The 12,515-nt window shown below is 41.9% G+C and carries 10 protein-coding genes; 8 read left to right on the top strand and 2 right to left on the bottom strand.

The window, feature by feature from the left end; all coding sequences use genetic code 11:
* Positions 1–5: 5 nt before the first annotated feature.
* The 7 genes from purD to rng are packed head-to-tail and all read left to right on the top strand — an operon-like array spanning position 6 to position 5,856.
* Positions 6–1,289, top strand: coding sequence for a phosphoribosylamine--glycine ligase (gene purD / locus QMN06_RS02780; RefSeq protein WP_281971007.1), 1,284 nt, complete (start codon positions 6–8; stop codon positions 1,287–1,289).
* Complete coding sequence (hemF, locus tag QMN06_RS02775) at positions 1,289–2,209, top strand: oxygen-dependent coproporphyrinogen oxidase (RefSeq protein ID WP_281971006.1); 921 nt, start codon at positions 1,289–1,291, stop codon at positions 2,207–2,209. Before purD ends, hemF begins: the two co-directional genes overlap by 1 nt.
* Positions 2,206–2,925 (top strand): nicotinate (nicotinamide) nucleotide adenylyltransferase, encoded by a 720-nt coding sequence (gene nadD / locus QMN06_RS02770; protein WP_281971005.1) that lies wholly within the window; start codon positions 2,206–2,208, stop codon positions 2,923–2,925. The genes hemF and nadD overlap by 4 nt, the downstream gene beginning before the upstream one ends.
* 19 nt (positions 2,926–2,944) lie before the next feature.
* Entirely contained in the window at positions 2,945–3,346 is a 402-nt protein-coding gene (rsfS, locus tag QMN06_RS02765; RefSeq protein WP_281971004.1) for a ribosome silencing factor, read from the top strand.
* Complete coding sequence (gene rlmH / locus QMN06_RS02760; protein ID WP_281971003.1) at positions 3,343–3,786, top strand: 23S rRNA (pseudouridine(1915)-N(3))-methyltransferase RlmH; 444 nt, start codon at positions 3,343–3,345, stop codon at positions 3,784–3,786. The genes rsfS and rlmH overlap by 4 nt, the downstream gene beginning before the upstream one ends.
* A 1-nt stretch (position 3,787) precedes the next feature.
* Positions 3,788–4,411: a Maf family protein gene (locus QMN06_RS02755; protein WP_281971002.1), complete on the top strand. Its 624-nt coding sequence runs from the start codon at positions 3,788–3,790 to the stop codon at positions 4,409–4,411.
* Positions 4,408–5,856: a ribonuclease G gene (gene rng, locus QMN06_RS02750; protein ID WP_281971001.1), complete on the top strand. Its 1,449-nt coding sequence runs from the start codon at positions 4,408–4,410 to the stop codon at positions 5,854–5,856. Before QMN06_RS02755 ends, rng begins: the two co-directional genes overlap by 4 nt.
* Here rng and msbA read toward each other — a convergent pair.
* On the bottom strand, positions 5,853–7,631 hold the full coding sequence (gene msbA / locus QMN06_RS02745) for a lipid A export permease/ATP-binding protein MsbA (RefSeq protein WP_281971000.1): 1,779 nt from the start codon (positions 7,629–7,631) through the stop codon (positions 5,853–5,855). The genes rng and msbA overlap by 4 nt on opposite strands.
* Before the next feature lie 80 nt (positions 7,632–7,711).
* Here msbA and QMN06_RS02740 point away from each other — a divergent pair, with 80 nt between their 5' ends.
* Complete coding sequence (locus QMN06_RS02740) at positions 7,712–8,827, top strand: glycosyltransferase family 9 protein (protein ID WP_281970999.1); 1,116 nt, start codon at positions 7,712–7,714, stop codon at positions 8,825–8,827.
* Here the strand turns inward: QMN06_RS02740 and dnaE are convergent.
* Positions 8,805–12,404: a DNA polymerase III subunit alpha gene (gene dnaE / locus QMN06_RS02735; protein WP_281970998.1), complete on the bottom strand. Its 3,600-nt coding sequence runs from the start codon at positions 12,402–12,404 to the stop codon at positions 8,805–8,807. The genes QMN06_RS02740 and dnaE overlap by 23 nt on opposite strands.
* Positions 12,405–12,515: the final 111 nt, after the last annotated feature.

Raw genomic sequence — 12,515 nt, 5'->3', positions numbered from 1 at the left:
TTTATATGAAAATATTAGTTGTAGGATCTGGCGGCAGAGAACATGCCCTAGCGTGGAAAATTGCCCAATCACCTAAGGTACAAATGGTCTATGTTGCCCCGGGAAATGGTGGCACTCCATTTGAATCAAAACATCTTCATGGGATTACCAACATTCCAATTACGGATATTGCAGAACTTGCGCTATTTGCGGAAGTTGAAAAAATTGCGTACACCGTCATCGGTCCTGAAAAACCATTATCTGAAGGTATCGTCGATGTTTTTCGTGCAAAAGGATTAAAAGTTTTTGGTCCCACGCAAAAGGCTGCGCAACTAGAGTCTTCCAAGGATTTTGCAAAAGCGTTCATGAAACGTCATGGGATTCCTACGGCAGATTATGAAACCTTTCATGACGCTTTAGCAGCGCATGCATACATCGATCAAAAAGGTGCTCCTATCGTCATCAAGGCGGATGGCTTAGCCGCGGGTAAAGGGGTTGTTGTTGCGATGAATCTAGAAGAGGCTCATCAGGCGGTAGATATGATGTTAAGTGACAATAAATTAGGCAATGCTGGCGCGCGTGTTGTCATTGAAGAATTTTTAACAGGTGAAGAAGCCAGTTTCATTGTCATGGTAGATGGTAAAAATATTTTACCGATGGCAACTAGCCAAGATCATAAGCGCCTCTTAGATCATGACCAAGGACCCAATACGGGTGGCATGGGCGCTTATTCACCGGCACCTGTGGTCACTCCAGAATTACATGCCAAAGTATTGCGTCAAATTATTAAACCTACGGTTGAAGGAATGGCTAAAGATGGTATTCCGTTTACGGGTTTCTTATATGCAGGTCTGATGATTAGCCCCAATAAGGAAGTTAAAACGCTTGAGTTTAATTGCCGTATGGGTGATCCTGAAACGCAACCGATTATGGCAAGACTCAAAAGTGATTTTGTTGATGTTTTAATGCATGCGGATAACCAAACACTTGATCAAGTCGAATTACAGTGGGATCCAAGGGTGGCTCTGGGGGTTGTGATGGCAGCGCATAACTACCCTAATACTCCAAGAAGTGGTGATGAAATTACTGGTATTCCCGAAGAAAGCGAGCACCACATCGTGTTTCATGCCGGCACAAGCTTCAAAGATGGTAAGCTAGTCACTAGTGGTGGTCGAGTTCTGTGTGTTGTAGGTCTTGACGGAAATGTGAAGGGGGCTCAAACTCGTGCCTATGAGGCTTTAAAATCTATTCAATTTAATGGCTCTCAGTATCGAACTGATATTGGGCACCTTGCGATAAAAACGAAATAATGTCTATACAAGTAACTGAACTCAAGCATTTCTTTTGGAATTTACAAGAATATATTACCCAATCGTTCTCTGAACTTGAGCGTCAATCCTTTCTGAGTGATGAGTGGGAAAAACCCGCTGATAGCCCTCTGCAAGGTTATGGCCGTACGATGATTGTTGAAAATGGCCATTTTTTTGAACGTGCTGGTGTTGCTTTTTCCCATGTCAGCGGGAAAAAACTACCTCCATCTGCAACTGCTCAGCGCCCTGAAATTGCAGGCGGTAGTTTTGAAGCGATGGGAGTCTCTTTGGTCTTTCATCCATGGAATCCCAAAGTACCAACGGTTCATATGAATGTGCGATGCCTGGTGGCACAAAAAGACGGTATAGATCCCGTCTGGTGGTTTGGTGGCGGCATGGATCTAACTCCTTACTATGGCAATCTCGAAGACTGTCAACATTTTCACCAAACCTGTAAAAACGTTCTTGATACTTTTGATGAAAAATACTATCCGCTCTTTAAAAAGAACTGTGATACTTATTTTTACTTGCCACATCGCCAAGAACCAAGAGGTATTGGTGGTATATTTTTTGATGACTTCAGCGAACTCGGGTTTGAAAAAAGTTTCGCTCTGACACAGTCGGTAGGTAAATCATTTGTGGATGCGTATCTGCCGATTGCGAAAAAAAATCAACATCAAAGTTACACCGAAGCAGAAAAAGAATTTCAAGAATATCGTCGCGGCAGATACGCTGAATTTAATTTAGTGTACGACCGTGGCACTCACTTTGGTTTGCAATCTGGTGGTAGAGCAGAATCTATCTTAATGTCAATGCCTCCAATTGCAAGGTGGCAATATCAACGCCCTATTCAGCCAGGTAGCCCTGAACATCAACTCACTGATTTTTTCCTGCAGCCACGTGATTGGCTCAACACATGATCGGTATTTTTGGCGGCACATTTGATCCACCTCATTGGGGTCATGTCAAATTAGCGCAAAATTTTATTGAATTACTCAGACTCGATGAACTATTATGGTTACCCGCTGGCCAACCATGGCAAAAAAGTACCCATATCACTTCAGCAAAAATGCGTTATGAGTTAACTCTCGCCGCCGTAGAAGATTTAAAAATTTTATTATTTGATACTGACAATAAAACACACGTTGGCGTCAGCCGAATTGAGCTTGATCGTCAAGGTCCAAGCTATACGATTGATACTGCAAAAGAATTAAGGCAATTGTATGGGGCCAATCAATCAATTGTCTGGCTCATGGGTGCAGATACATATCAAAATATGTCGACGTGGAATGATTGGCAACACCTGCCAGATTATCTCCACCTAGCGGTTGCAAGTCGAAAGCTTTCCCCATCTGTCACAAAAGCTCATATTGATCCAGACCATCCTCAAACCATCGTTGAAATGATTGAACTATTTGATCAAAGGATTACGGATAATGTGAACGACTTGAGGCAAGCGCCGCACGGAAAGGTCTTTTTTGATGAAAATTTTCATGTGGATCTTTCTTCTACCGAATTGCGTGCCCAACTCACCCAACAAGCATCTCGTTCTGAATTAGCCGAATCTTTATCCCCACAAGTGTTAGACTACACGCAACTCCACCATATTTATCAACCGCAAGACTCCACTAATTGATCAGGAAAAATTTTTACGCATGGAATTAAGAAAATTACAACGTACTGTGATTGATGCATTAGAAGATGTGAAAGCCGTCGATATTCGTGTATTTGACACTTCAAAATTAACCGATTTATTTGATCGTGTAATTATCACTACTGGCAACAGCAATCGTCAAACGAGGGCTCTGGCATTTTCTGTAAGTACCAGCGTAAAAGAAAAAGGTGGCGAAGTGATTTCCATCGAAGGTCTTGATACCGGAGAATGGGTACTTGTTGATTGTGGCGATGTCGTTGTCCATATTTTGCAACCTGCGATTCGTGCCTATTATCAACTCGAAGGTATGTGGGGTGGAAAACCGGTTAGAGTTAAATTAAATGCACAAAAAGGCCCCACCAGCGGCCCAATGAACTTTAGTGATGACCTGGATGATGAATGAAACTCTTTGTTATTGCTGTTGGACATAAAATGCCTCAATGGGTTGAAATTGCAATCCAAGATTATGTCAAACGGATGCCCAAAGAAGCTCCTATTCTGATTAAAGAGCTTAAACCGGATGTAAGCCCAGCTAAAGAAGCTATTAAGATTCGGGAACAAATCCCTAAAAATAGTTTTGTTATTGCCCTTGATGAGCGTGGTAAAGATTTAACAACAGTGCAAATGTCTGAGCAATTTGCGCAGTGGCAACAGATGGGTAAAGATATTTATTTAATCATTGGCGGGGCTGATGGTCTAGATAGTGATCTGAAAGCCTCTTGCCAAGCGCTATGGCGTTTATCAAGTCTAACGCTTCCTCATGCACTTGCAAGGTTATTATTAGTTGAACAACTGTACCGTTCTTGGACTATTTTGCAAAACCACCCCTATCATAGAGAATAAAATGTTGTATCTTGCTTCCCAAAGTCCAAGACGCCAAGCGATATTGAATGATCTGCGGGTGAACTTCCAGCTATTGTTGCCCGATTCTTCTGAAAACCCTGAATTACTCGAAACCGTTCTTCCGCAAGAGGCATCTCAAGATTACGTGCTTCGGGTTACTCTTCTCAAGCTTCAAGCTGCGGTTGAACGTCTCAATCGTCAAGGACTACCATGGGCCCCCATCTTGTGTGCAGATACGACGGTCGCACTAACGAAAGACGGGAAAGAGATGATTTTAGGTAAGCCCCATGATGATAATGATGCGTTATCGATGCTCGAGTTACTCAATGGTCAGTGTCATGTTGTACACACGGCGATCGCCATTCAAATGGAGCAAAATCAAGCCCCAGAATATGTGATGAGTTCATCTAAGGTCTATTTTGCCAATAACTCAACGCAAAAATTAAAGTCCTATGTTGCTACCAATGAACCTCTTGGTAAAGCTGGCGCTTATGCTATTCAAGGCTATGGCAGCTGTTTAATCGAAAAAATAGAAGGTAGTCATAGTGCCATCATGGGCTTACCTATTTTCGAAACGAGCCGCCTCTTGGAGAAGGCTGGAATTGGGTTTATCCTATCTCCATGAATGAAGAAATTTTAATTAACTTTACCCCACAGGAAACAAGGGTTGCTCTTGTTCAACATGGTGAGGTACAAGAACTTCTCATCGAAAGAGCGCAAAACCTTGGCATTTTAGGGAATGTTTATTTAGGTAAGGTTGTACGCGTTTTGCCTGGTATGCAATCCGCCTTTGTAGATATTGGGCTTGAAAAATCAGCCTTTATACATGTTGCCGATATTAATAATGGCGCTGACATGCCCATTGAAAAACTCGTCTTTGATGGACAGACTATTCTTGTTCAGGTTCTAAAAGACCCCCTTGGGACAAAAGGTGCTCGCTTAACCACGCACATCAGTATTGCTGGTCGTAATTTGGTGTATCTCCCGCTCGATGAAAAAAATGGTCAAATTGGCATTTCTCAAAGAATTACGGATGAGGCTGAACGGGACCGCTTAAAACAAAGGCTAAGGAGCATCCTTCCTGAAGAGTTAAAAGGCTGTTTGATTATGCGCACAAGCGCTGAGGAAGCAAGCGATAGGGATTTAGAGCAAGATTTAAATTATCTTTTACTGACCTGGTCAAGGATTCATCAACAAACCTTAACCAAGCCTACCCCATCCAAAATTTATGAAGAGCTCAATCTGATTGAGCGTGTCATGCGTGATATTGCTGAAGAATCTACAACCGTCATACGTATTGATTCAGCAGAAAACTGTACGAAACTCCAACAATTTGCTGCAACTTATATGCCGAAGCTAGTGGATAAGATTCAACTGTATCGTGGTGAACGTCCTTTGTTTGATTTATTTGATGTGGAAAATGAGATCAACTTGGCACTCAATCGTAGGGTCAATCTCAAGTCCGGTGGTTATCTGATGATTGATCAAACGGAATCCATGACTACGGTTGATGTGAATACGGGCAGTTATATTGGGGCTAAAACCTTTGTTGATACGATCTACAAAACCAATCTTGAAGCGGCTAAAGCCATTGCGCGGCAATTACGCTTAAGAAATTTAGGTGGCATCATTATTGTTGATTTTATCGATATGCATACGGCAGAACATCAAACCGCCGTCTTGTCTGAACTCAATAAGAGTTTGGCACTAGATCGGATGAAAACGACAGTGAATCAATTCTCGAATCTCGGTCTGGTTGAGATGACGCGCAAACGCACGCGAGAATCATTAGCCCATCAACTGTGTGAACCCTGCCCTGTCTGTGAGGGTAAGGGTGAAGTAAAAACTGCTCAAACGATTTGCTATGAAATACTTCGGGAAATTGTTCGTGAACACCGTCAATTTAATCCTAAAGAATTTAGAATTGTTGCATCGCCCGATGTGATTGATTTATTTCTAGAAGAACAAAGCCAATTCCTAGCTGAACTAGGCGAATTTATTGGTAAACCGATTCGTCTTCGCTCTGAAGGAAGCTTTGCTCAAGAACATTACGATATTGTGTTGCTCTAAGCCTTAGCTGAAAACTGTAATCGATGTAAGCTGGAGTAGAGACCACCCCGCTCAATCAGCTCAGCATGCGTTCCTAACTCGACAATTCGTCCATACTCAAGAACGGCAATACGGTCTGCATTTTCAATCGTTGATAGGCGGTGAGCAATCACTAATGTTGTTCTACCCTGCATCAAGTACTCCAACGCTTCTTGCACGAGGCGCTCTGATTCAGAGTCGAGGGCCGAAGTAGCTTCATCTAGAATAAGAATCGGGGCATTTTTATAAACTGCTCTGGCAATCGCTAAACGCTGTCTTTGACCACCTGATAATCGATTACCGTTATCGCCAATTACGGTATCGATACCATCTGGTAAATCACGAATCATTTCAGATAAATTAGCCGCGGCTATTGCTTCAGCAACCTTCACCCTATCGATATCCTCTTGATGCACAACACCATACGCAACGTTGGCTGCAATAGTGTCATTAAATAAAATGACGTCTTGGCTTACAAAACCGATTTGCAAGCGTAAATCAGCTAACTTATATTCTTCAATTGGATGACCGTCGAGCAATATTCGCCCGGTCGTTGGCGTATAAAATCTCGGCACTAAATTAACTAATGTTGTTTTACCGCTGCCAGAGGGTCCAACAAAGGCAACTACTTCGCCAGGTGCAATGTTTAACTGAATATCACGTAGAACTTCCCGCTGAGGATCAGTCGACTCTTGATGAGCTGCTTGGTATGAGAAACTCACATGATCAAACTCAATATTTCCTTTAGCTGTTTTTAGAGATTTTGCATGCACTTCGTCTACTTGTTTTTCTAAGGGCTGATCAATCAAACCAAAAATCATTTCAGCAGCAATTAAGCCTCTTTGCAGTGGTTGATTAATATCTGCCAAATGTTTAAGCGGGGAAATAATCAGCATCATGGCAGTGACAAAAGCAGCAAACTCACCAACAGTCGTGCCGCCAGTGGATGATTGTAAGATCGCAATCAACAAAACCCCGGATAATGCAATGGAAGCCACAATCTGAGTAATCGGTTGATTTAATCCTCCAGCAATTGAGGAACGAATGGCGAATTTTCTGAGCTGTTTGGCCATTTCCGTAAAACGATACATCTCATAATCCTGCCCACTATTTAATTTAACAACTTTATGTCCAGCACTTGCCTCTTCAACTACATACGCTAATTCACTAGTATATTTTTGTTGATCACGACCTAAGGATCTTAAGCGCTTATTGATTCGACTAATCGTGTAACCAATGATTGGAAAAATGACCATCACAACAAGTGTTAATTTCCAATTGAGATAAAACAAGTAGCCTAATAAACCCAATACAGTTAATGAGTCTCTGACTAAATTGATCGCAACACTACTTAAAATACTCAATACGTTATTTACTTCAAAGACAACGGTATTGATTAGGTTTGCCGCCGTACTTTGTTGAAAAAATTCGGTAGGAGCATGCAATAGACGCGCAAACATTTGTTCGCGAAGAATTAATAAGACTTCATTAATGACCCGGTTTAACCAATAGTTAGATAAAAATTGTGCCGCCCCCCGAATAAAGGCAAGACCAACCAAGAACAAAGGAATTTGCCACAACTTATCGTTTAGTCCACCTGTAAAACCGCGGTCTAATAAGGGTTTCATCAATGCGGGAATTGAGGTTTCAGTGGCAGCTACTACAGCCATTGCCAATAAGGCCAATATAATCATTGACTTATGCGGCTTTAAATAAGATAGTACTCGGAGAAATACTTGATGATGGGGGAGCTTCATATAATGAATTATGCCAATCTTCTGTCACAAACACATCATATTAAAGAAAAATAGTTGATTTCCATAAAATTACCCCACCAATGAAGCCAACATCATTCAAAAAAATATTGATTATTGCCACGCGACAAATCGGTGATACTCTCATTACTACTCCTCTGATCGAACGCGCTCATGAAGTTTGGCCTCATGCAAAAATCGATTTTTTAGGATTTACCAACTCTGTAGGGATTTTAGAGGGCAACCCGTTCCTACATGAAATCATTGGTGTAAGCAAGAAGCCCAAGATCAAGGAGTACATCAAACTTCTTTGTAAAATATTTTTTCAATATGATCTCGCGATTATCACGCAACCTAGCGATCGCGCTTATCTATATGGATTATTTGCGGCACCTTATCGTGTAGGGGTTTGTCATCCTGGAAAAGAAGATCATGGTTGGAAAAAATGGATTACTCAACATCAAGTTCCTATTGATTATTTCTCGCAACATGTGGTGACTGAAAAGCTAAAGTTACTTGACCCTTGGATGAAAGATACTCAAGTGACTCACGAAGTGAAAGTAAGTCCTCCGCAATTTGAGTCATTGCCGGTCGAGCTCCAAGATATTTCCCAGCAATATGTCGTGATTCATCCAAGCCCACTCAATGACTATAAATGCTGGCCAATTGATTCTTGGGTACAAATCATTGAGTATTTTTCACAACAAGAAATCTTGGTGGTGATGAGTGGTGGACCCGATCAAAAGGATCATCTACTTGCAGAAAAAATACTCTCCCGCCTGAGTCCTCATGCAGCACAAATTATTCTCAACATGACGGGCAAACTCAGTTTTGGTGAGTTAGCGAACGTCTTGCATCATGCTAAAGCCTATATTGGGGTGGATACTGCCATTACCCACCTGGCAGCCGCATGTGCAGTTCCAACGATTGCCTTATTTGGCGCTACTCCTCCCACTAATTTTGGGCCTTGGCCTAATGGTTTTTCTCATACACAACCCTATTTATTAAGAGCGTCAAGTCAAACCGTAGGGAATGTAACTATCCTTCAAGGGCCCGGAGAATGTGTGCCGTGTAGAAAAGCTGGATGTGATGACAAGCCAAATAGCCGTAGTCTTTGTCTACAGGAGCTGAGCGCTCCGAGAGTTATCCAAGCCTATGACAATTTGTTTAGAAATACTATCCCTGTAACGCGTATTTAACTTGCAAAGCGGATGTTATGCCTAATTGATGTAGCAAATTACTGAACCCCTGAATCGCTCGGTCATCTGGATACATATTCCAAGTTTGCGGAAACTGAATTTGGCAAACCCCAGAGTTGGAGACGAGATCAGCAGTCATTGGCAAGTTAATGTGTTGTACGGAATCAGCGGATGTTTGGCGAGAGGCATTTTGCTCATGAATGTAGGATTGGGCTTTTTCTTTAAACGTTTTTAGATTCACTTGAGAAGTCATCTCAAAGTGTATACTTTTCGCGTAACGCAACCTTGCTGCTGGCATTGACATCGCGGCTAGGATTGAATGCCTTACACTTCCTGAATAGTTTTCTGTCGAAGGCTGTACCTTGGTCAAGATCTTAGCAATTAATAACTCATCCTCAACAAAACAAGATCGGTAGTTTTCATAGGTGTCTTCATAGACCACCAACTCTATTTGACCCGTACCGTCATCTAGAACAATATTATTCATTACACCACCATTACTGGTTTTTTTGGTTCGTTGCGAAACGATGATTCCGGCAACTAATTTTTCACCACTTTTTGGTGAAATCTTTTCTATTGGAACTCTTACAAATTGTCGAACTTCTTGGGCATAGACATCAAATAAATGCCCTGAAATACAAAACCCTAAGGCAGATTTTTCTTCTTGTAAGCGCATCTTTTTCATCCAAGGTGCGATCGATATATATTCTGGCTCAGAGCCGTCTTCCTCACCAGGCATCGCAAATAAATTCGTCTGATTCGCAGAAGCGATGGCCTGCTCTGCTGCTTGCATCGCGTTGGGAAGGGACGCTAGTAAGGTGGCTCGCCCATCCATACCACCTGGGGCAATGCCATCAAAAGCTCCTGCCCTGATTAATGCCTCAATCGCACGACGATTCACAATGCGACGGTCTACTCGTTGGCAAAAATCAAATAAATGTACGAAAGGTTTTTCAGCTCGAACTCTCACAATTTCTGTGATGGCGTTCTCACCTGTACCCCTTACTGCGCCCAAACCATATTTGATGGTTCGAGAACCTCCTTGGTTTTTTTCTTCTTCTTTTAAGATAGGTAGGAAACGGTATTCTCCTGAATTAATATCAGGCATCAAAATTTCTAGCTGATTATCTTTTGCATCTTCAAATAGAATTTTGACTTTATCCGTATCATCCATTGCCAATGACAAGTTGGCCGCCATAAATTCTGCGACATAATGCGCTTTTAACCAAGCCGTCTGATAGGCCAAAACAGCGTAAGCGGCAGCATGCGATTTATTAAACCCATAGCCAGCAAAGGCTTCCATGTTTTTAAAGATCTCATCGGCTTTTTCTTGGGTGAGGCCACTTTTCATTGCGCCTTCAGCAAATATTTTGCTTTGTATCGCCATCTCTTCTGGTTTTTTCTTACCCATCGCGCGACGCAATAAATCTGCACCGCCTAGAGAATAGCCACCCACGATTTGTGCCATTTGCATCACTTGCTCTTGGTACACCATAATTCCATAGGTTTCTTCAAGAACAGGAATGACTCGCTCATCTGGATAAACAACTACTTGCTTGAGGTGTTTACGCGCGATGTAATCCGGTATCAAATCCATTGGTCCGGGACGATAAAGAGCAACTAGGGCAATAATGTCTTCAAAGCGGTCTGGCTTTGCATCTTTAAGCATATTCTGCATGCCACGACTTTCCAATTGGAAGATGGCAACGGTATTTGCGGCCTTTAAAATATCAAAGGCTTGAGGATCATCGAGTGGAATATCCTCTAATTGCCAATCTTTCTTCTCAGGATAAAGTTGGTGTATATATTTTTGGGTGAGATCAAGTATGGTTAAAGTGGTCAAACCTAAGAAGTCGAATTTGACAAGGCCAACAGCCTCAACGTCATCTTTATCAAACTGACTGACAATACCTGAATTCTGATCATCTTTCCCGGATTGAGAATAGAGTGGGCAAAAATCCGTCAACTTTCCTGGTGAAATTAACACTCCGCCAGCATGCATCCCCACGTTTCTGGTAATTCCTTCTAGCTGTATTGCATGGTCAATGAGGTTTTTCGCCTCTTCATTGTTTTGATACAAATCATCTAAAGCAGGCGTATTTTTCATCGCTTCCTGAATCGTGATTTGTGCTCCAGGCTTAGCTTCTATCAGCTTCGAAATTCCATCAACAAAACCATATGGTTGTTGCAGAGCTCTACCGACATCTTTGATTGCTCCTCTAGCAGCCATCGTGCCAAATGTTGCGATTTGACTAACAGCTTCATGACCATATTTATCTTTCACATACTGAATGACACGGTCACGACCCAACTGACAAAAGTCAATATCAAAGTCGGGCATAGAAACTCGCTCTGGATTTAAAAAGCGTTCAAAGAGTAAGTTATATCTCAGCGGATCAAGATCAGTAATACCCAAGGAATAAGCAACTAAGGAACCAGCTCCAGATCCCCTGCCAGGTCCTACGGGAACTCCATTGTTTTTAGCCCAGGATATAAAGTCCGCAACAATTAAAAAATATCCAGGAAATCCCATCTGAATAATGGTTTTAATCTCAAAATCCAATCGACTGATATATCGATCAGATTCCTGATCGCGTTTTTCAGTATCAGGGTACAAATGCAATAAACGATGCTGTAACCCTGTGTGCGCCTGTTTTTCGAGATAAGCTTCTAGTGTAAGCCCGTCAGGCGTTGGGAAATCAGGTAACTTTGGTTTACCTAACTGCAATATTAAATTACAGCGTTTCGCAATTTCAACTGAATTGGCTAGCGCACTTGGTAAATCAGCAAACAACTCCATCATTTGCTCAGTGGTCTTAAAATATTGTTCTGGAGAAAAACGAACAACCCTTTTTGGATTCCCTAATTGATCTCCATCTGCAACACATACTCTGATTTCATGAGCCCTGAAATCATCTGGTTGCATAAATTGAATGGGATGTGTGGCAACTAATGGAATATTGAGACGACTTGCAATCGCTGCAACTAAGTGGATATATTTTTCTTCCTGCTCTTGCCCGATACGGCTAACTTCAATATAAAAATTTCCGGGAAATAAATCCTGCCATTGACGTGCACACTGCTCAGCAACTTCGAATTGCTCTGAAAGTAATGCTTGTCCAATATCTCCTTGCATACCACCAGAAAGAACAATTAATCCTTCAGATAATGTAAAGGGTTGTTGACTCGCCATGGAGGAGGTACTTGGTAAGGAAAACCAACTAGGATGTATTTCATGACGACCTAAGTGTTGGTTTTCTAGGGTGGCTTTGGATAATAGCTCACATAAATTGAGATAACCCTGGGTGTTTTTAACCAGTAAAAGAGCCCGATGAGCTTTATTGCTTTGTGTCGGATGCGAAATCCAAACATCCGCTCCAGCAATTGGTTTTAATCCTGCACTCCGTGCATTTGAGTAAAATTTAATAAGACCAAAAAAATTCATGAGGTCTGTTAACGCAAGCGCCCCCATCTGATCAGCGACTGCTTGTTTAATGGCGTCATCTAGCCGAACTATTCCATCAACAATGGAATATTCAGAATGCAGACGTAAATGAACAAAATTTGGACTTGGCATGACTTCTATTTTAACGATGTTGAGAACCTCTTATCACGATCGCTTCACACCCTCTCCTACAGGGCTTTTGACCGATGGTTCGCTCGCAACTGCCCTTACTAGTTAGCTCAA

It is taken from the genome of Polynucleobacter sp. SHI8 (assembly GCF_027944005.1).
Taxonomy (GTDB): domain Bacteria; phylum Pseudomonadota; class Gammaproteobacteria; order Burkholderiales; family Burkholderiaceae; genus Polynucleobacter.
The sequence above is the reverse complement of the archived record's forward strand: the minus strand, read 5'-3'. Positions and strand labels throughout refer to the sequence as shown.